Annotated in this window: 17 protein-coding genes; 3 read left to right on the plus strand and 14 right to left on the minus strand. The window is 73.4% G+C overall.

The window, feature by feature from the left end; genetic code table 11:
• Window positions 1-163: 163 nt before the first annotated feature.
• The gene (locus tag AB0F58_RS00890) at window positions 164-1339 is read right to left on the minus strand and encodes an RNA ligase RtcB family protein (RefSeq protein WP_357136785.1); all 1176 of its coding nucleotides are present in this window, start codon (window positions 1337-1339) and stop codon (window positions 164-166) included.
• Window positions 1340-1588: 249 nt separating this feature from the next.
• On the minus strand, window positions 1589-2116 hold the full coding sequence (locus AB0F58_RS00895) for an adenylate kinase (RefSeq protein ID WP_357136007.1): 528 nt from the start codon (window positions 2114-2116) through the stop codon (window positions 1589-1591).
• 167 nt (window positions 2117-2283) lie between these two features.
• On the opposite strand from AB0F58_RS00895, the gene AB0F58_RS00900 reads away from it, so the two are divergent.
• Entirely contained in the window at window positions 2284-4068 is a 1785-nt protein-coding gene (locus AB0F58_RS00900; RefSeq protein ID WP_357136009.1) for an N-acetylglutaminylglutamine amidotransferase, read from the plus strand.
• 37 nt (window positions 4069-4105) lie between these two features.
• Here AB0F58_RS00900 and AB0F58_RS00905 read toward each other — a convergent pair whose 3' ends face one another.
• The 12 genes from AB0F58_RS00905 to AB0F58_RS00960 all read right to left on the minus strand — a co-directional run bounded on the left by AB0F58_RS00905 (window position 4106) and on the right by AB0F58_RS00960 (window position 17753).
• Window positions 4106-4957, minus strand: a complete 852-nt coding sequence (locus tag AB0F58_RS00905; protein ID WP_357136012.1) for an ABC transporter ATP-binding protein — start codon at window positions 4955-4957, stop codon at window positions 4106-4108.
• The gene (locus AB0F58_RS00910) at window positions 4954-6075 is read right to left on the minus strand and encodes an iron ABC transporter permease (RefSeq protein ID WP_357136014.1); all 1122 of its coding nucleotides are present in this window, start codon (window positions 6073-6075) and stop codon (window positions 4954-4956) included. The genes AB0F58_RS00905 and AB0F58_RS00910 overlap by 4 nt, the downstream gene beginning before the upstream one ends.
• Complete coding sequence (locus AB0F58_RS00915) at window positions 6072-7226, minus strand: ABC transporter substrate-binding protein (RefSeq protein ID WP_357136017.1); 1155 nt, start codon at window positions 7224-7226, stop codon at window positions 6072-6074. The genes AB0F58_RS00910 and AB0F58_RS00915 overlap by 4 nt, the downstream gene beginning before the upstream one ends.
• Window positions 7227-7251: 25 nt before the next feature.
• Window positions 7252-8553, minus strand: coding sequence for an MFS transporter (locus tag AB0F58_RS00920; RefSeq protein ID WP_357136020.1), 1302 nt, complete (start codon window positions 8551-8553; stop codon window positions 7252-7254).
• Entirely contained in the window at window positions 8550-9806 is a 1257-nt protein-coding gene (locus AB0F58_RS00925) for a biotin carboxylase (RefSeq protein ID WP_357136023.1), read from the minus strand. Before AB0F58_RS00925 ends, AB0F58_RS00920 begins: the two co-directional genes overlap by 4 nt.
• Window positions 9803-11110, minus strand: a complete 1308-nt coding sequence (locus AB0F58_RS00930; RefSeq protein ID WP_357136024.1) for an ATP-grasp domain-containing protein — start codon at window positions 11108-11110, stop codon at window positions 9803-9805. The genes AB0F58_RS00925 and AB0F58_RS00930 overlap by 4 nt, the downstream gene beginning before the upstream one ends.
• The gene (locus AB0F58_RS00935) at window positions 11107-12435 is read right to left on the minus strand and encodes an aminotransferase class V-fold PLP-dependent enzyme (protein WP_357136027.1); all 1329 of its coding nucleotides are present in this window, start codon (window positions 12433-12435) and stop codon (window positions 11107-11109) included. The genes AB0F58_RS00930 and AB0F58_RS00935 overlap by 4 nt, the downstream gene beginning before the upstream one ends.
• Window positions 12435-13781 carry a pyridoxal-phosphate dependent enzyme gene (locus AB0F58_RS00940; protein WP_357136030.1) on the minus strand — a complete coding sequence of 449 codons (1347 nt, stop codon included), beginning with the start codon at window positions 13779-13781 and terminating at the stop codon, window positions 12435-12437. The genes AB0F58_RS00935 and AB0F58_RS00940 overlap by 1 nt, the downstream gene beginning before the upstream one ends.
• On the minus strand, window positions 13778-15322 hold the full coding sequence (locus tag AB0F58_RS00945) for a Y4yA family PLP-dependent enzyme (RefSeq protein ID WP_357136033.1): 1545 nt from the start codon (window positions 15320-15322) through the stop codon (window positions 13778-13780). The genes AB0F58_RS00940 and AB0F58_RS00945 overlap by 4 nt, the downstream gene beginning before the upstream one ends.
• Before the next feature lie 168 nt (window positions 15323-15490).
• The gene (locus AB0F58_RS00950; RefSeq protein ID WP_357136036.1) at window positions 15491-16423 is read right to left on the minus strand and encodes an ATP-binding protein; all 933 of its coding nucleotides are present in this window, start codon (window positions 16421-16423) and stop codon (window positions 15491-15493) included.
• Between the two features lie 62 nt (window positions 16424-16485).
• Complete coding sequence (locus tag AB0F58_RS00955) at window positions 16486-16893, minus strand: Fur family transcriptional regulator (protein WP_357136039.1); 408 nt, start codon at window positions 16891-16893, stop codon at window positions 16486-16488.
• A 104-nt stretch (window positions 16894-16997) separates the two neighbouring features.
• Window positions 16998-17753, minus strand: a complete 756-nt coding sequence (locus AB0F58_RS00960) for a sulfite exporter TauE/SafE family protein (RefSeq protein WP_357136042.1) — start codon at window positions 17751-17753, stop codon at window positions 16998-17000.
• A gap of 181 nt (window positions 17754-17934) precedes the next feature.
• Here AB0F58_RS00960 and AB0F58_RS00965 point away from each other — a divergent pair, with 181 nt between their 5' ends.
• Together AB0F58_RS00965 and AB0F58_RS00970 are read left to right on the plus strand one after the other, a co-directional pair.
• A complete protein-coding gene (locus AB0F58_RS00965; RefSeq protein WP_357136045.1) occupies window positions 17935-18303 on the plus strand; it encodes an SCP2 sterol-binding domain-containing protein in 369 nt (122 codons plus the stop codon).
• Window positions 18296-20383, plus strand: coding sequence for a glycogen debranching N-terminal domain-containing protein (locus tag AB0F58_RS00970; protein WP_357136047.1), 2088 nt, complete (start codon window positions 18296-18298; stop codon window positions 20381-20383). Before AB0F58_RS00965 ends, AB0F58_RS00970 begins: the two co-directional genes overlap by 8 nt.
• Window position 20384 lies beyond the last annotated feature (1 nt).

A 20384-nucleotide genomic window follows, 5' to 3' on the forward strand; every position in this document is an offset into this window, starting at 1 on the left:
CGGTGCCGGTCGTTGGACCCGCACCGGCTCGCCGCGTACCAGCTCGTCGTGGATGCGCCAGCGGGCCCGAGCCGCCGGCGGAGAGGAGCAGGTGACGGTCGGCCGCACCGGGTGGGGGGCCGCCCCGGGCCGCCCGACGCGGGTGGGCGCGCGCCCGAGGTGCTCACCACCGGCCCCGACCGCGCCGGTGGTCCCGTCGCCGGTCGGACCGGGTGTCACCCCTGGGCCGGTCGGCCGTCTTGTAGGTGACCAGGGGGACCGTGGAGACCACGGGGGTGGCCAGGCCGTGCGCGGTGAGGTCGGCGATCACCTGCTCGATCCGCTTGTACGCCGTCGGCGCCTCCTCGAAGAGCAGTTGCCGGTCGCCGCAGACCACCAGCGAGCCCACCGGCGTCCGCCGCAGTTCCTCCACCGTGTGCTTGGCCCGGCCCCGGCGCAGGGCGTCGGCGCGGGACATCTTGCGCCCCGCGCCGTGGGCCACCGACCAGTTGGCCGCCGGCCCGGCGTGGGCGGCCACCAGGTAGGAGCAGGTGCCCCGGGTGCCGGCGACCAGGACGTCCCGGCCGTCACCCGGGGCCGCGCCCTTGCGGTGCAGGTAGACCCCGTCGCGGATCTCGACGAGGTTGTGGCACTGGTCGACGATCGGCGCGGTCGGCCGGGCCCCGAGCGCGTACGCGACCCGGGCGGCGATCAGCCGGCGGTTGACCGAGCCCCAGCGCACCGCGGCGTCGTGCCGGGCCAGGTAGCCGGCCGGGTCGGCGGCGGGACCCGCGCCGTACCGCTCGGTGTGTGCCCGCAGGATCTGCTCCCCCAGCCCCCGGGATCCGCTGTGCACGATCAGGACGACGTGGCCGGCGGCGAGCCCGAGCCGGGTGGCGTGCGCCGGGTCGAGGACGTCCCCGACCCGGGCCAGTTCGACGAAGTGGTTGCCCCGCCCCACCGTCCCCAGCCCCTCGACGTGACCGGCGGGGATGTCACCGTCCACGACCGACCAGGCCGGGTCGTCGGCGTCCCGCTCCGGATCCAGGGCGCGGTCGAGGTCGGGGAACCGGGTGGCCAGCTGCTCGGGTACGACGCGCTTCAGGTCGACGGGGAAGACGGCGATGCCGCAACCGATGTCGGAGCCCACCAGGTGCGGGTACAACACGGTCGAGGCCATCGCCGCGCCGATCGGGGCGCCCTTGCCGGGGTGCAGGTCGGGCATGCCGGCGACGTGCCGCATGCCCGGGAAGGCCGCCACCTGGTGACACTGCGTGACGGCGTCGGACTCGATCCAGCTCCGGGGGCCGGCGAAGACGGTGACGGTGGCGGTTCCCGGGGCCGGGACGGACGAGGGCAGGGGCTCCTGCCGGGGCTGCTGCGGTGCCAAGACGACGCTCTCTCGGGTGCGAGAAGGGGAACGCGGACGGCACGACGGCTCCCCGAACGGCGCGGTTCGGCGCGGGGGGCGTCGGCTCAACGAGGTGGTGTCCGTCAGAACGTCATGGCTCCACCGTCGCGGAGCCCGGCCCGCGCGGCAAGTGGTTTTCCCGCTCCGCGACGGCCGGTGCTCGGCTGACCCGAGCTGGCCGGCGGGCGGGGGCGTGATCTACCGGGGCAGGTCGGCCAGCCAACGGTCCAGGGCCGCCGGGGAGCGGAACAGCAGCACGGGCGGCCCGGACGGGTCGGCCTGCCAGCCGCGCATCCGTCGCCGGGCCCGGCCGAACGCACTGGCGTGCCAGACCAGGACCGAGTCCCGGGAGAACACGCTGCCCAGCGACTCGTGGTTGCCGTTGCAGATCTCCTCCCCGGTCAGCAGCCGGCGGAGGGTGCGGCGCAGCAGGCGCCAGAAGGAGAGCCAACGCGGGTAGTCCAGGCCGACGACCAGGTCGGCGCGGGCCAGCGGCACGTCCCGCCACCCGTGGTACGCCCCGTCGAGGATCCACCGGTCACGCCGGCAGATCTCCTCGATCCGGCTGCGCTGCTGGCCGACCGGCACCTCGACCCAGCCGGGTTGCCAGAGCAGGTCGTCGACCGGGTACCACGGCAACCCGAGACGCTGCGCCAGCCGGGCGGCGAGGGTGGACTTGCCGGACCCGTACACGCCGTAGACCAGGATGCGGGCCGGTGGGCTCATCGCGGCAGCGTACGCGGCCGGTGAAACCCCACAGCCGCGCCCCGGGTTTCGTCGGGTCGGCACCGGGAAGGCGTCCGGTCCGACGCGGACGGGGGACGCCCCGCCGGGGCGAAGTCGACAGGAGCAGCCGTGTTCTCTGCGCGTCCCACGACGGGTCACCGCTGATCATGTGCGGGATAACCGGTGAGATGAGGTTCGACGGCACGCCCCCGGACGACGGCGCCGTGCTGCGGATGACCGGGGCGATGCGGTCCCGGGGTCCGGACGGCGAGGGGCTGTGGCGGGACGACTGGGTGACCCTCGGACACCGCCGGTTGACCGTCATCGACCTCTCCGAGGCCGGCGACCAACCCATGGTCCGGGCCGACCTGGGACTCGCGCTGGCCTTCAACGGGTGCGTCTACAACTACCCGGAACTGCGCGAGCAGCTACGCGCGGCCGGGCACACGTTCCGCTCGACCAGCGACACCGAGGTGGTCCTGGTGGCGTACGCCCAGTGGGGTGAGGCCTTCGTCGAACACCTGGTGGGCATGTTCGCGGTCGCCCTGGTGGACCGGGTCCGACGCCGGTTGGTGCTGGCCCGGGACCGGCTCGGCATCAAGCCGCTCTACCTGGCCGAATCGTCGGGCCGGCTGCGGTTCGCCTCCACCCTGCCGGCGCTGCTGCGCGGCGGCGGGGTCGACACGGGGATCGACCCGGTCGCGCTGCACCACTACCTGTCGTGGCACTCGATCGTGCCGGCACCCCGGACGATCCTGCGCGGCGTCCGCAAGCTGCCCCCGGCGACGGTCCGGGTGGTGGACCCGGACGGGCGTGCCCGTGACCGGGTCTACTGGCGGCCGGAGTACGTCCGGGACCCGGCGCACGCCGGCTGGGACGCCCGACAGTGGCGGGCGGCGGTCGGCGAGGCGCTACGCACGGCGGTACGGCGGCGGCTGGTGGCCGACGTGCCGGTCGGCGTGCTGCTCTCCGGTGGGCTGGACTCCAGCATGATCGTCGCGTTGCTGGCGGAGGCCGGACAGGAGCGGCTGCGCACCTTCAGCATCGGGTTCGACGGCCGGGACGACGAGACCGGCGACGAGTTCCACTACTCCGACCTGGTCGCCCGCGCCTACGACACCGACCACCAGCGCATCCGGCTCTCCGACAGCGACCTGGTGCCGGCCGTGCGCCGGACGGTGGAGGCGATGACCGAACCCATGGGCAGCCACGACGTGGTCGCCTTCCACCTCCTCTCCGAACAGGTCGCCCGGCACGTCAAGGTGGCCCAGTCCGGGCAGGGCGCGGACGAGGTGTTCGCCGGGTACGGCTACCACCAGCCGCTCGCCGCCGTACCCCGGGAGGAGGCGGCCGTGACGTTCGCGTCCGCCTTCTTCGACCGGGACCACGCCGGATGCGCCCGGCTGACGGGCCCGGCGTACGTCCTCGACCGGGACGTCAGCCGGGAGCTGGTCGCCGCGGACCTGGCCGCACCCGGCGCGGAGACCGCGCTGGACGCGGTACTGCGCCTGGACACCCACCTGATGCTGCCCGACGACCCGGTCAAGCGGGTCGACAGCATGAGCATGGCCTGGGGGCTGGAGGTCCGTACCCCCTTCCTCGACCAGGACCTGGTGACGCTCGCGGCGGCCTGCCCTCCGCAGCACAAGATCGCGCGGGGCGGCAAGGGGGTGCTCAAGGAGATCGCCCGGGAGGTGCTGCCGGCCGAGGTGGTCGACCGGCCCAAGGGCTACTTCCCGGTGCCCGCGCTGCGCCACGTCGACGGGCCGATCCGCGAGCTGGTCGTCGAGGCGCTACGCGCCCCGGCCGCGCGCGAGCGCGGGCTGTTCCGCCCGGAGTACGTCGACGGGCTGCTCGGTGAACCCGGTCGGGCGCGGGCGGCGGCCGGCAGCAACAAGCTGTGGCAGCTCGGTCTGCTGGAACTCTGGCTCCAGACCCACCGGGTCCGCTGACCCGCGTCCGCACGGGCCGGTCACGGTGGCGCCCGTCCTATCGTCCCGGGCCACCGGTGGACGGCGGATCCTCCCCGGTGGCGGACGGGCCGACCACGGCGTCGCGCCGCCCCGTCCCGCCGGAGCGCGCGTCGCCGGGGGCGATGGTGACGTCGGCGCTGGTGGCGAGTGCCCCGACCGAGGGGTACAGCCGGGTCACCAGGTCGGTGGTGATCTGCTCGCGGGGCGCGCCGTCGGCGAGGACCCGACCCTGCCGGCCCAGCGCCACCACCCGGTCGCAGAACCACAGCACGTGGTTGGGCTCGTGGGTGCAGACCAGCACCGCCCGTCCGGCGCGGGCCAGGTCCCGTACCGTGCGCCAGACCCACATCTGGTTGCCGAAGTCGAGGCTGGCGGTGGGTTCGTCGAGCAGCAGCACGTCGCAGTCCTGGGCGAGGGCGCGGGCGATCAGCACGAGCTGGCGTTGCCCACCACTGAGCGCGTGGTAGTACCGGTCCCGGTCGCCGGCCAGACCGACCTGCGCCAGGACCCGCTCGCATGCCTCCACGTCGCGCCGCCCGGGGCCGAACACCCCACCGAGGTGCGGGGTCCGGCCCATCAGCACCATGTCCAGCACGGTGAACGGGAACGGGTTGGTGTGCTGTTGCGGCACGTACGACACCCGGCGGGCGATCTCGGCGGGACGCAGCCGGCCCAGGTCGGTGCCGTCGAGGGTGACGGTACCGCCGTGCCGCAGGTGGCCCAGAACGCACCGGTAGAGGGTCGACTTGCCGCTGCCGTTCGGGCCGAAGAGCGCGCACAGCTCACCGGCCCGCAGGTCGAGGTCGATGCCGTCGAGCACCGTCCGCGGACCGTAGGCGAAGGTGAGTCCCCGCACCTGGAGGGTCACGACTGCGCTCCCAGGAAGGTGGACCGGGTGCGCAGCAGGTAGACCAGGTACGGCGCCCCGAGGATGGAGGTGATGATGGTGATCGGCACCTCACCGGAATGGATGGTGCGGGCGAGCACGTCGCAGACCATGACGAAGGCCGCGCCCAGGGTGGCCGACAGCGGGACGACGAAGCGGTGGTCCGGTCCGACCAGCAGCCGGGCGGCGTGCGGCACGAGCAGCCCCACCCAGGCGATGATGCCGGAGACCGAGACGGCCAGCGCGGTCAGCGCGGTGGCCAGGAGGATCACCCACCGGCGCAGCGGTTCGGGGGCGACGCCGAGGGACCGCGCCTCGTCGTCGCCGAGGCTGAGGACGTTCATCCGCCAGCCGGCCCGCCAGAGCAGCAGGCACCCGAGCACCGAGGCCGGTACGACGATGGCGACGTCGCTCCAGGTGGCCCGGTAGAAGCCGCCCATGATCCAGAAGACCAGGCGGCGGAGCTGCTCGTCGGTGCCGACGTACTGGAAGAGGGAGAAGACCGCGGAGAAGAACGAGCCGACCACCACCCCGGCGAGGACGAGGGTGACGGTGGGGCGTTCCCCGCGTACCCGGGAGAGGCCGTAGGTCAGCCAGACCGCGACCATGCCGAAGACGAAGGCCATCAGCTGCATCGACAGCGGCACGTCCACCATCACGGACACGCCCGCGCCGAACGCCGCGCCGGCGCTGACGCCGAGGATGAACGGCTCCACCAGGGGGTTGCGGAAGGTGCCCTGGTAGGCCGCGCCGCTGCAGGCGAGGGCGGCCCCGACGGCACCGGCGAGCAGCACCCGGGTCAGCCGCAGGTCCCACACCACCGCGTCGTGCAGGTTGTCGGTGCCGTCGGTCAGGCCGACCCGGGCGGCGAGCACGGCCAGCACGTCGCCGACGGGGATGACGTACGCGCCGACCATGATGGCGACCACCGCCACCGCGCCGACGAGCACCGTGGTGCCGACGAGCAGCAGGATCCGCAGGCGGTTGCTGCGGGCCGCGGCGGGTGCGGTGGCGTCGTCGCGGGGCGGGGCGCCGCCCCTCCCCCGGGCCGGCGCGCCGGTCACCGGGGAAAGGGTGGCGCGGGGTGCGGAGGGGGTCACCTGACCTCCAGGTCCCCGACGTACTTCTGCGCCTCGATGGCCTCCCGGGCGCGCTGGTCGTCCAGGCCGTAGACCTCCCGGTAGAAGGCGACCTCCTCGGCGGCGACGTCGACGTCGGCGAAGCGGTCCGGGTACGCCAGCTTCGCCATCTTGAGCAGGGCGATCGGCGTCTCCACGGTGGCCCGCCACTCGTCGTAGCCGAGCGCGACCAGGCGCCTGTTCTTGATGGCCCGCATCTCGGCCAGGTTGGCCCAGTTCAGGCCGGCGTGCCGGCCGGAGTGGATCAGGGCCGGGTCGAGGTATCCCTCGTGTCCGGCGACCACCATGGCCGCCGGGTCGAGGGCGAGCAGCTTCTCCTCGGAGACGGTCACGAAGGTGCCCGCGCCGGCCACGTTGCGGGCCCCGACGATCTCGGTGAGCAGGTACGACTGGATGCTCTTCGTACCCATCACGTTGTTGATCGTGGCGAAGTACGCCACCGGGGTGCGCTCGGCCTCGGGGATGTCCCGGGTCCGCGCGGTGACCTTGTCGAGGCCGGCCTGGAGCCGTCCGACGAGCTTCGCGGCCTCCGCCTGCTTGCCGAAGACCGCACCGGTGATGGTGATGTGTACCCAGGCGGTCCGGATGTCGGGCCGGTCGAAGTTGGACGGCGAGAGGAGGACCACCACGGGGACACCGAGGGACTCGATCTTGTCGATCACCTCCTGGTGCAGCGTCCGGTTCTCCTGGCTGGCCACCCAGGCCTCGAGGAACACCACGTCGGGCTCGAGGCCGACGAGGCGTTCGTAGTTGACCCCGCTCCACGGGGAGCCGAGCGCCTCGGCCCGGTCGATGCGGGGCACGAGCTTGGCGCGGTAGCCCATCTTCTTCGTGGCGGTGTCCACGCCGACGAGGGTGTCCTCGACCCCGAAGATCCGCATGGACTTGGTGATCAGACCTTCCCACTCCAGCACCACGACGCGCTTCGGGTCGGCCGGCACCTCGACGGTCCGCTTCCAGTGGTCGGTGATGGTGACCGGCTCCGCCTGCGGCCCGGCCGGGGTGTTCGCGCCGTCGGAGCCGCAACCGGCGAGGGTCAGGCCGAGGACGAGCGCCAGCAGCCCGGCGAGGACCGCACGGGGACGGCGACGCGCAATGTTCGGGACGTTCATCGATACCTTTCGGAGAACAGGAGTTTCAGGGGACCCGCACCGGGTCGGTCGCCCGGTCGACGACGTCACGGGAACGGCGCGGGGCGAGCACGCCCGGCCAGGCGGCCAGCACGGCGGCCGCCGCGGCGGCCCCGGCGCAGACCAGGAAGCCGCCGGCCGCCCCGGCCGGACCGTCGACGATCGCGCCGGTCACCGCCGAGCCGAGCGCGGCCAGGGACAGGTTGACGGTGGTCAGCCAGGTGTACGCCTCGGTCAGCATCGACGCCGGGGCGATCCGGGCCATCAGCCCGGCCTGCACGGTCATCGCCGGGGCGATCACCGCACCGCTGAGCAGCAGCACCGCGCCGAGCACGGTGCTGTTGGGCGACAGCGCCCAGGCCGCGTAGCCGACCGAGAGACCGGCCAGCAGCCAGGTCAACTGCCGGGTCAGCGGGGTCGGCCAGGTCCGGGCGCCGTACCAGAGTCCGGCGGCGGCGCTGCCGAGGCTCCAGACGGCGATCAGCACCCCGGTGACCGCCTCGGCGCGGTCGCCGTCGTGCTCGGTGGCGAAGGCGGCCACCGCGACCGGTGACGCGCCGAAGGAGAAGGCGACACCGGCGGCGCAGAGCAGCAGCGCCGGCATCCGGGGCGAGCGCAGCGGTCCGAGCCCCCGGGTCGGGGTGCCGGCGTGCGGGCGTAGCTGCCGCAGCGCCCGGCCCCGGGCGAGCAGCGCCGTGCCGCCGCCGGCACAGACGGCGGCCACGACGATCGCGGCGGCCGGTCCGGCGGTCCCGGACCGGGAGCCGGTCAGCGCGGCGAGCGGATCGGCGACGAGCATCGCCGCCGACAGCAGCAGCGGACCGACGACGAAGACCAGCTCGAACAGCGTCGACTCGGCCGCCATCGCGGTGCTGCGGACGTCCTCGCGGCCGGTGCCGTCCCCGGTCAGCACGGTCCAGGCCGCCCGCAGCGCGGGGCTGACGGCCGGAAAGACCGCCCCGGATCCGGCAGCCAGGACGCAGAGCAGCGGCACCGGCTGCCGGGTCAGGGTGGCCGCCAGCAGCAGCAGTTGGGCGATGGCGTAGGCCGCGCCGTAGAGCGGCAGCACCCGGTGCGCGCCGAAGCGGTCGGCCAGTCGCCCCCCGATCGGCGCGGTGACCGCCGTGGCCAGCGACACCGACGCCCCGACCAGGGCCGCGTCGGCGAAGGAGCCGGTGGTCTCGCGGACCAGGAGGATCCAGGCGAGCACGGTGACGCCCTGTCCGAGCCGGGCCACCACCCCGCCGACGAGCAGCAGCGGCGCCCCCGGCACCCGCCACAGCCGCGCGTAGCGGGATCCGCCGGTCATCGGAGACCTCCGGCGACCAGTCCGGTCACCGTCCGCCCGGTGACGCGGGCGTCGCGGGCGGTGGCCAGCACGGCCACCCGTACGGCGGCGCTGTCCGCGCCCCGGAACCGGTAACGGGCGCCGACGTGCTCGTAGTAGGCGTCCGCCGCCGGCAGCACGTCCCCGACGCGGGGAACCACCTCGGCGTACGGTCCCGGGTCTCGACCGGTCATCGACGTGGCCTCCTCGATGTGGCAGGGCCGTCCGGCAGGAGCGGGTACGAGCAGCCATCCGGCCACCTCGGCACGGATGCCGGCCGGCGGTGGGTCCGGCGGCCGGTGCCCCAGCGCGATCCGGAACGCGGCCCGCATCAGGTCGTAGCCGTGCACGTCACGCCAGACGAACGGGATCTCCGCGCCGCCGACCCGGGCCCCGATCTCCAGCAGGGTGCACCGGGGCGAGCCGTCCCCGGCGTGGCCGAGGAACAGCTCCAGGTGGAACACCGTGGGCCGGTCGGTGAGGGCACGCAGCACCGAGGTGGTGAACGCGCCCACGGCGGCGAGCAGGGTCGGCTCGTCCGCTTCGACGGAGCCGAGCGGCCGGCCGTCGCGGAAGGCGAGGCAGGTGTCGAGGTAGGCCGAGAGCCGCCACGGGCCGAGCGTCGCGCCGTCGAAGACGCCGTCGACGTGGTGGATCGGGTCGGTCCGGTACGCCTGGACCAGCCGCGCCGGGTCGTGGCCGACGCCGGCCGCCTCGTCGGGGCCGGCGATCAGCCGTACCCCGGCGCTGGAGCTGCCGGTGCGGGGTTTGACCACCACCGGCCAGCCGTGCCGGGCGGCGTGCTCCCGGACCGCCGCCGGGTCGGGTGCGGGCGCGGTGGCCGGCACCGGGATGCCGGCGGCGGCGACCGCGCGGGCCATGACCAGCTTGTCGCGGAAGAGGGTGACCTCCTGCGGGGTGCGTCCCGGACAGCCCCACCGGACGGCGAGGACGGCGGCGGGAAGCAGGTCGTCCTCCTTGAGCGCGACCACCGCGACCGGCCGGCCGAACCGGGCGGCGAGTGCCCGGATCCGGGCGTCCACCTGCTCGACGTCGTCGGTGGCGTCGACCAGCGCGACGGCTGCGGCCTGCGGCGGGACGCCCGCCGCGCCGACGTCGGTGGTGACGTAGCTGACCGCGTGCGTGTCGTGGTCGACGTAACGGTCGTAGTGGGCGTACGCGTCGCGCCAGCGGTGCAGCACCACGATGTGCGGGCGGGCCGCCGTCGCGGTCACGCCGCACCTGCGGAGCTGGCCGGTTCCAGGTCGTAGAAGCCGGGTCCGTCCAGCCAGTTCACCGTGGCCAGGTCGCGTTCGACCACCTCGGCGCGCGGGTGGCCGAGGACGACCATCATCGGCTCGGTGGTGTCGTCCACGGTCAACGGCAGCCGCTGGCCGGGGTGCACCCCGATCTGGATCTCGTGCAGGCTCTCCAGTTCCCGGACCCGGTCCAGCAGCGGGTAGCCGCGCAGGATCCCGGTGACCGGGGAGGTGAGGAAGGCCATCGCCACGTGCCGGCGGAGCTGCTGCGGGGTGTCCACGGCGGCGAGGAACCCGGCCGGGTCCAGGTAGGCCTGGACCGTCCGTTCCACCTGGGACTCGCCGAGGGCCAGCAACGCCTGGGCGGCGGTGTCCGCGCCGCAGAGCCGTACCCCGACCTCGACCAGACGGGGCCCGTCGGCGGTGAGCATGATCTCGTGGTGCGCCGGGCCGTGCCGCACGTCGAGGGCGTCGAGGACGGCGGCGGCGTACCGCACGAGGGTGTCCCGCTCGGGTGCGGTCGGCGCGACCAGGACGGCCCCGCTGATCCGGTCGCGCACGCCGTTGGCGGAGATCTTGGTGTACCGCCAGACGTCGGTGGTGCGGTGCCGGCCGTCGCGGCTGACGGTGTTGACCACGTACTCGGTTCCGGTGAGGTACTCCTGGGCGACCACCGCCTCGTTGGGCAGGGAGAAGATGTTGCGTGCCCCGGCCACCGCCCGGTAGGCGGCCGTCGACTCGGCCGGGGTGTCGCAGAAGGTCACCCCGTCGTTGCCGGCGCTGCGCACCGGCTTGACCACCACCCGGGTGCCCAGTTCCCGGTGCCAGTCGGCCAGTTCCTCGGCGTCGGTGACGAGCAGCTGGCGGGCGGTGGGCAGCCCGGCCGTCCGGACGGTCGCGATCTGGAGGTACTTGTCCCGCCGGGCCGCGCTGCGCCGCGTGCCGTTGCTGGTCAGGCCGAGCGTCTCGCTGAGCCGGTCGGCCAGCTCGACGCCGAGTTCACCGCCGGTCAGCACGGCGACCGGGTCGTGGGCGGCGACCGCCTTGCCGGTCAGCTCGACGTCGCCCTGGTGGACGACGGTGTCGGCGAAGAACGCCTCGGCCGCCGGGTCGGCGTGTCCCTGGTACACGGCGGGGATCTCCGGGGTGCTGCGCACCCGGACGACGGCGCAGCCGGCGTCGGCGAAGGCGCGGGCCAGCCGCATCGTCGGCGCGTACACGTCGACCATCACCACCGTGGGACCGGTCGGCGGTGGCGGGTTCTGCACGAGCGAGGTCAACGGTGTGCTCCTCGGTGGTGGGACGGGGTGGTCGGGTGGGTGTCGAGGCGGCCGAGCACGTGGAGGAGCCGGTCCACCTCCTCGACGGTGTTGTAGGCGTGCAGGCTGACCCGGACCGAGTTCTCCCGCTCCCCCGTCGGCCCCTGGCAGTGCGCGTTGGCGCGCACCATCAGCCCGTGGTCGGCCAGCACGAACCCGAGGTCTGCGGCGCTGATCCCCGGGTGCAGGAAGGTCACCGGGCCGTGCCGGCGCTGCACGGTCGAGTCCAGGGTCAGGCTGTCCTGGCAGCCGAGGACCCGGATGTCGGGCAGTCGGCTCAGCCCGTCGGTCAACCGGGCGCCGAGGGCCGCCGTCCAGCGGGCGATCCGCGTCACGTCGGTCGCCTCGAACCAGTCCACGGCGGCCGCCAGGCTGACCGCGCCGACGGTGTGCGGGCTGCCCTGCCAACCCCGGTGCTCGTACCGGGGACCACGGCGGTTGCCGGCCCAGAGCACGCCGATGCCGGGCAGCGCCATCGCCTTGTGCCCGGAGAACGCCAGGAAGTCCACGTCCAGGTCGGTCACCGAGACCGGCAGGTGCCCGACGCTCTGCGCGGCGTCCAGACAGATCACCACGTCGTCGCCGACCAGCCGGCGGATCCGGTGCACGTTCATGTCCACCCCGTAGACGTGGTGGACGTGGGTGACCGCGACGAGGCGGGTCCGCTCCCCCACCAGCGGGGCGAGCGCGGCGACGTCGTAGTCGCCGGACGGCTCGTACGGCATCTCCACCAGGCGTACCGTCACGCCCCGGCGGGCCGCCGCGTCCCGCGCCTCCTGCCAGGGGATCACGTTGGCGAGGTGGTCGGCGGCGGGCACGACGATCTCGTCGCCGTCGGCGAGGAGGTCGACGAGCCAGTCCAGGGCCACCCGGCGCAGCGCCTCGGTGGTGCCGCCGACCAGGTGCACGCCGGACCGCTCCGGGTCCGGGTCGTCGATCAGGTCACCGACCCGGGTACGGCAGTGGTGCAGCAGCGCGGTGGTCCGGTTGGCCCACCGGTAGGTGCCGCGTCCGGCGTTGGCGTTCTCGCCGGTGAGGTAACGCTGCACCGCGTCGAGCACCGCCTGCGGCTTCTGCGAGGTGGCGGCGCTGTCCAGGTACGCCTCGTCGGTGCCGGTCAGGATGGGGAACTGGGCGCGGACGCCGCGCTGCCAGCCGGCCAGCTCGGCGAGCACCCGGTCCGGGTGCCCGGCGGCCGTCGACGGACCGGGTTCGCCGGCCTGCGCGCCGACGGTCCGGGCGGCCGGGACGGTGGACGGGCCCGGAGCCGTCGCCGGGGCGGCCATCAGGTGCGTACCAGGGGGGCGCCGGCGTCGCGCCAGGCCACCACCCCGCCGTCGAGGCTGCGGGCGTCGGTGTGCCCCATCCGGGTGAGCAGGGCCGCGTACCGTCGGGACTTCTCCCCCACCGGACAGGCCAGCAGTACCGGCCGGCCGGTGTCGAAGGGGAGCCCTCCGCGCAGCAGTTCGTCGAAGAGTTCGTCGACGATGTTGACCGAGCCCTCGATGTGCGCGGTGGAGTAGGCGAAGGTGCCGCGCAGGTCCACCACGAGCGGCTGCGCCTCGGTGATCCACTCCCGGGCGGCGGGCACGTCCACCGTGCGGGCGGCGTCGGCCTCGGCGGCGGTGACCGTGGAGACGGCACCGGCGCGGGCAGGCTGGTGCAGCAGCTCGGGCCGGCGACGGCGGAGGTAGCTGAGGTAGCTCTCGACCCGGTCGCAGACGATGAAGACGGCACTGCGTCGGCGGGGTTCCCCTCCGGCGGCGGCCTCGGCGGCCAGTTCGGCGTCGACCCGGCGCAGGTACCGCACCGCCCCGGTGTACGCGCCACCGCCGGTCGGCCCGGCCAGCACCCCGCAGCGGCGGTTGAGCGCCAGCAGGCCGTCGATCGCCTCGTCGGCGGAGACCGACTCGATGGTGTCGTAGGTGTCCGGGTCGAAGAGGCCCACCTCGTGCACCTCGTCGATGTTGCGGATGCCGGGGATGAAGTCGGACTTGGCGGCGACCAGGCCGACCACCGTGACCGCCGGATCGTGCTCGCGCAGCACCCGGGCCACCCCGGTGGACGACCCGGCGGTACCCACGCAGGCGACGAAGTAGTCCGGCACCCGTCCGTCGAGGTCCTTGACGATCTCGGGTCCGGTGCCGTCCAGGTGCGCCTGTGTGTTGCGGGGGTTGTAGTACTGGTCGGTGTGCAGGTACGCCGAGCCCGACTCGCTGATCGTGCGGTGGATCCGGGTCAGCGGGTCCTCGGTGTTCGTCGGGTCGAGGCATTCGGCCTGCCCGGGTAGTTCCTCGATGGTGGCGCCGAGCAGGAGGAGCAGGTCCTTGACCTCGGGGACCTTCATCCGGTTGGTGATGCTGGTGAACGGCAGCCCGTACATGCCGGCGATCACCGCCAGCGCCTTCGCGGTGTTGCCGCTGGAGAGTTCGACCACGGTGGCACCCGTCGCGCGGGCCTCGGCCAGCCGGGGTGCGGCCATCGTCCAGGCGGCCCGGTCCTTGACCGACCCGAACGGGTTGAGCAGCTCCAGCTTGGCGTAGAGGTCGACGTGGGCCAGCCCGTGCACGGCCGGGTCGATGCGGAGCAGGGGCGTGTTGCCGATGGCGTCGGTGATGCTGTCGTATCTCATGCGGCTGCGGTCTCCTGGAGGCGCGGACCGGGGGTGCACCGGCCGGCCGTCGTGGTGGGAATCGGATCGTGGCGGGACGGGCGTCGCCCGGTGTCGAGGGGCCAGTACTGCTCGTCCAGGCACCAGCGCCAGGTGCCGGCGTCCTGCCAGGCGGCGACCATCCGGGCTACCGGCTGGTGCAGGGCGTGGTCGGCGCTGAAGTCCATGAAGTAGCCGGCGGTGTTGGCGAAGGCGAGCAGGTCGCCGGTGCGCGGCAGGGTGGGCAGGAAGACCCTGCGCCGGGTGATCAGGTCGGCCTCCAGGCAGAGGTTGCCCAGCAGGTAGACCGGGTGGCCGTCCGGCGCGGTCTCCACCGGAGCGGCCGGGGCCGCCGGGAGCAGGACCGGGTCCATCATCACGCCGTGTTCCTCGAGGCTGACGTCCCCGGCGTTGAGGTCGAGCCGGACGAGATGGCAGCCGGCGGTGGTGGGTCGTACCTCCAGCACCCGGGCGAGCACCACGCCGCACTGGTCGACCAGCGCCCGACCGGGCTCGACCCACAGGTCGTAGAGGTGCTCCTGGAGCAGGGTGGCGAGGCTGCGTCCGCCGAGGCCGGTGGCGCTGCTGCCGAGGAGTTCCTCCAGGTAGCGGTGGCCGGCGGAGGGGCGGTGCGCCGGGTAGAGACCCAGGGCGCCGCGCAGCGTGCCGGCCTCCGCCCGCCACCCGTAGCCGTGGCCGCCCCAGGTCAGCTCCGGGCGGCGACCGAGCACGGCCAGCGCCAGTTCGCTGGTCCAGCGCTCCCACTGCGCGCCGTCGGCGAGGTAGTCGACGCCGAAGCCGCCGCCGACGTCGACGATCCGGGGGTGCAGGCCGTGCCGGTGCGCGCCGGCCAGGACGGTGAGGCACGCCTCCAGGGCGACGGCCTTCTCCGTCACCCCGATGGTGTCGAGGTGGTAGGCGACCCCGATCAGCTCGACCGCGTCGCGGGCCTCGGCGAGGCGGGCCAGCAGCCGGTCGGCCTCGGCCAGCGGGGTGCCGAACCGGCTCGGTCGGGACAGGATGGTCGCCCCGGCCGAGGCGAAGGCGGAGAGCCGGACCAGCACGCGCACCGGCGGCAGTTCGTGCCGGCGGACGAGGTCGACGAGGTCGTCCAACTCGGCCGGTGAGTCCAGGTTGACGACGATTCCGCAGCGGGCGGCGAGCCAGAGGAACTCGCGGGTCTTGGGACCGGTGGCCATGATCCGCGCGGGGGTGAAGCCGGCACCGAGCGCGTGCTGCAACTCCCCCAGGCTCGCCACGTCGATGCCGGCGGGGGTCGCCGCCAGTCGTCGCAGCAGGGCCGAGGAGCGGTTGGCCTTGTGCGCGAAGAACACCTCGCCGCGCAGGTGGTGTCGCTGGTGGACGGCCTGGAACGCCTGGGCGTTGTCGGCGATCTGGTCCGGCAGCACGACGTTGAGCGGTGAGCCCAGGGCCCGTACGAGGTCGTGCAGCAGGGGCGGTTGCCCCAGCAACTCCTGTAGTCGGCCGTCGACCCGCGGACGCAGGTACAGCGGGGAGTCCATAGACACATCCCTCCTGTCGTTGCTGAAGACGATAATCGTTTCCAACTACGAAGGGAAGGCCCGAACGGACGACCCGCCGACCCGTCCGGCGGGCGGACGCGGACCCGCCGGCACCGCGTCCGCCCACCGCGCCTCACCGTCGACGGCGGACGCGGGCCCGCGGACGGGTCACGCCGGAACCGGGCCGAGCTGGCTGGTCACGTCGCCGTGGGCCGCACGGACCCACGTCTGACCGGCCAGCCGCAGGTGCAGGGCGCGCAGCAGGGCCTCCCGCCGCTCGGGGGTCATCGGCCGGGCCCGCGCGGCGATGCGCGCCAACGCGCCGACGTCGTCGAGGTCTTCGAGGCGGGGACACGCGCCGACCTGCCGGGCCCGCCGGAGGCCGGCCTGGGTGGCGAGCACGGCGAGCGGCGGCTCACCGAGTTCCCGGACGAGGTAGTCCCGGTCGACCTCGTCGACGACCTTGTTGCCCACCACGGCCAGCAGGTCCGCCACTCCGGCCGCCGTCGCCAGCTCCCGGTAGCGGCGGGCGACCGAGACCGATTCGGGGGTCGGCTCGGCGACCACCACGATCGCGTCGAACTGGGCGTGCAACGAGTTGGCGAAGGCGTCCGTCCCGGCGACCATGTCGCAGACCACCCAGTCGCCGGGGTCGAGGCGCAGGTGGGACAGGAGGTTCTCCAGGATGGCCAGGTGCCCGTGGTAGCACCCCGCGCCGATGTCGTCGGGCTCGTAGGTGCCGACGTGCAGCACGTGCGTCCGCGCGTCGAGCGCCGTCGCGTGACCGACCAGGACCGGGTCGTCGACGGCCAGGGTGACCAGCCGCGAGCCCGGACCGGGCGGAGTGGTCGGCACGAAGTGCTCGATCCCCGCCACCAGGGGGTTGCTGCCCAGCAGGTGCCGCCGCACCCGCCGGACGTTGTCCGGGTGCGACAGCGCCCCCGCCGGCCCCGCCTCGACGCCGAGCAGGGGCGCGAGGTGCACGTTCACGTCCGCGTCGACGGCGAGCACCCGATGCCCGGCGGCGCGCAGGTATCCCACGAAGAGGGCGGCCAGGGTGCTCTTCCCGCTGCCGCCCTTGCCAGTAAAAGCGATTCTCATTTTCATTACGGTAGGTGACGTACCACCGGAGCCACAAGGACGACGCGCCGGAGGACGCGGCGCTATCCGGCGAGGCAGCCGCCGCAGGTCCCCATGATCTCCAGCGTGTGGTTGACGTCGACGAAGCCGTGCCGGTCGGTGGTACGGCGCATCCAGGTCTCGACGGCGGGACCGGCGATCTCCACGGTGCGCCCGCAGTGCCGGCAGACGAGATGATGGTGGTGGGTGCGGCTGCACCGGCGGTAGAGCTGCTCCCCCGAGGGCAGCCGCATCGTGTCCACCTCACCGGAGTCGGCGAGCGCCTGCAGGAGGCGGTAGACGGTGGTCAGGCCGATCGGGACGCCCCGGTCCCGCAGCTCGGCGTGGATGCGCTGGGCACTGCGGAAGCCGTCGGACCCGTCGAGCAGCCGGACGACCTCCGCCCGCTGCCGGGTGTTGCGGGCAGGGCCCGGCACCGGTCTCGTCGCCACCCTGGCCCACCTCCGGATCGAAGCTCCCGCGCCGCGCGCCGCCGCCTTCCGCTACCACGACGGCACATGATGACAATGCTAACCAATTTCATTAGCTGTGCCGGTCAGCGGGTGTTCTGCCACAGCAGCGCCAGGCCGAAGGCCGTCCCGAACGTCACGATGACCGCCCTGATCAGCCGCTCCGGGAGCCTGCGGACGAGCCGCGCACCGCCGTACCCGCCGACGACGGTGGCCGGAGCCAGCAACGCCACCGCCGACCAGTCCACCCGGCCGAGGACGACGAAGAGCAGCACCGCCGCGAAGGAGACGGCCGCCAGGAGCAGGTTCTTGACGGCGACCGTCCGGGCCAGCGACGCGTCCTGGAGGAAGGCCAGGCTCGTGAGCAGGACGATGCCGAAGCTGGCACCGATGTAACCGCCGTAGACACCGCCCGCCGCGACGAGCGCGTGCCGGGCCGCCGGGTGTCGGTGCCGGCGGCCGGTGCGCGTGGTCCACACCGTCAGCCGCTCCTGTAGGGCGAAGACCACGGAGGCGACGAGGACGACGAACGGCACGATCAGGTCGAAGACCCGGGTGGGCGTCAGCAGGAGCAGCACCGATCCGGCCACCCCGCCGAGCAGCGCCGCCGGCAGGATGCGGACGGCCTCCCGCCGGGCCGGCAGGTCCCGGTAGCCACCCGCGACGCTCGCCACGTTCCCGGGGAACACGGCGACCGTGTTGGTCATCTTGGCGGTGAGGGGCGGTATGCCCACACCGATCAGGGCCGAGAAGGCGATCAGCGACCCCCCACCGGCGACCGCGTTGACGGCGCCCGCGAGGACACCGGCGGCGCAGAGCAGCGTGGCCTGGACGGGATCCATCAGCTGTCAGGCTAGTGCGGCCGGCCGCCCGACGAGACGCTGTCGGGCGGGCCGGTGGCCGGGCGTGACTTGCGGATCGAGGCGATCGACGGCGGGGAGGTCCGGCGGCGGAACTTCACCTTCTTCGGGTGAGGCGGACCCGACCTCCCGGGGCGCAGAGTAGCCCCGAGGAGGGTTCACCATGGCTGACGCCACCCGGGATTTCTTCCACAGCCTGGCCCGGCGGGGACACGATCCCCGGCTGCGGGCGATCGGCGCGGGCAGCGTCCGCTTCGACGTCCGTCAGGGCGGGCACGTCGAGCACTGGCTGGTCACCATCGGCGGCGGCGACGTCACCGTCTCCGAGGAGGCGACGGGAGCGGACGCCGTGATCCGGGCGGACCGGGCGGTGTTCGACCGGATCGCCAGCGGGGAGGCGTACTTCCTGACCACCGTCCTGCGCGGCGAGGCGACCGTGGAGGGCAGTCCCCGAATCTTCGCGGTGATCCGCCGGCTGTTCCCGCCGCCGCCTGCCCCGGGGGCACGACGGCGAGGAGTCGACGATGTCTGACGGCCACGTGGGCATCCTGGACGGCACGACCTTCCTGGTGTGCGACCGGGCGGGCGACATCCTGGCCTCGCCCGACGAGCCCGTCGGCCTCTTCGCCCACGACACGCGGCTGCTGTCGACGTGGGTACTGACGGTCAACGGCGAGCGACTCAGCACGCTTTCCATCGACGATATTCACTATTTTGAGAACAAGTTCTACCTGGTCCCGGGGCACGAGGACGTCTACGTCAACAGCACCCTGTCGGTGGTGCGCCGACACACGCTGGACACCGGCCTCCAGGAGGACCTGACCATCATCAACCACGGTGCGCAGGCGGTCGACCTGACCGTCCGGATCGACGTGGACGCCGACTTCGCGGACCTCTTCCAGGTCAAGGACGCGACACCGGAGCGGAGGGGACGGCACTACCGCCGGGTCGACGACGGGCGACTCGTCCTCGGTTACGAGCGGGAACGATTCCGACGGGAGACCATCGTCTCCGTCACGTCCCCGGCGACGCTGGACGAGGCGGGGGTGACCCTCGAGGTCCGGATCGAGCCACAGAGCTCCTGGCAGACCCGGCTCACCGCCCTACCCGACCTGCCCGTGCCGAGGGGCCTGGATCGGCTGGTCATCCCCGGCCGGGTGACCCGGGACGCCGGGGAGAAGGAACACCGGCTGATGGACTGGCTGGGCAAGGCACCCCGGCTGGACACCGAGTGGGAGCCCCTGAGCGGGACCTACCGGCAGAGCCTGATCGACCTGGCCGCGCTGCGGTTCAGCCCCTTCCTCGCCGAGGACAAGAGCGTGCCCGCCGCCGGCCTGCCGTGGTTCATGAGCCTCTTCGGCCGGGACAGCATCCTCACCAGCCTCCAGGCGCTGCCGTTCGCCCCCGAGCTGGCCGCCACCACCCTGAAGGTGCTCGCGCTCCGGCAGGGCAGCCGGGTCGACGACTTCCGCGAGGAGCAGCCCGGACGGATCCTGCACGAGATGCGCTACGGCGAGCTGACCGCCTTCGACGAAACCCCGCACAGCCCCTACTTCGGCAGCGCGGACGCCACTCCCCTCTTCCTCGTACTGCTCGACGAGTACGAGCGGTGGACCGGCGACGTCGAGCTCGTCCGCTCCGTCGAACAGGAGGCGCGGGCGGCGATCGACTGGATCAACGACTACGCCGACCTGACCGGCACCGGCTACATCTCCTACCAGCGGCGCAACACCAAGAACGGGCTGGAGAACCAGTGCTGGAAGGACTCCTGGGACGGCATCTGCCACCGTGACGGCCGACTGCCCAGCTTTCCCCGGGCGACCTGCGAGTTGCAGGGGTACGCGTACGACGCGAAACGGCGCACCGCCCGGCTGGCCCGGCACCTGTGGGGCGACCCCGCGTACGCCGACCGGCTGGAACGGGAGGCAGCCGACCTCAAACAGCGCTTCAACCGCGACTTCTGGGTCACCGACGGCGAGTACATGGCCCTCGCGCTCGACGGCGACGGCCGTCAGGTGGACGCCCTGTCGTCGAACATCGGGCACCTGCTCTGGAGCGGCATCGTCGAGGAACAGAAGGCCCCGGCCCTGGCCCGCCACCTGATGTCGCCCGCCCTCTTCAGCGGCTGGGGGGTGCGCACCCTGGCCGAGAACCAGGGACGCTACAACCCGATCGGCTACCACGTGGGCACCATCTGGCCGTTCGACAACTCGTTCATCGCCTGGGGGCTGCGCCGGTACGGCTATGCCGACGAGGCGGCCCGGATCGCCGCCGGGATCCTCGACGCGGCGGCCTTCTACGACGGCCGGCTGCCCGAGGCGTTCGCGGGATACAGCCGGAGCAAGACCAAGTACCCGGTCAACTACCCGACGGCGTGCAGCCCGCAGGCCTGGTCGGCCGGGGCGGCGCTGCTGCTCCTGCGGACGATGCTCGGTCTCCGACCGGTGGGCGAGGATCTCGTGATCCGGCCGGCGCTTCCGGCTAACCTCGCTTATATGGCCTTGCTCGACATACCCGGGCGTTGGGGGCGTCTCGACGCCTTCGGGAGGGGCTCGGCCGCTACGGAAGGGCGCCGGTACCAACCGGCGCCCGATCAGATCTCCGCTCCGTGAC

The sequence above is a fragment of the Micromonospora sp. NPDC023956 genome (assembly GCF_040639195.1).
In the GTDB taxonomy this organism is placed as follows: Bacteria; Actinomycetota; Actinomycetes; order Mycobacteriales; family Micromonosporaceae; genus Micromonospora.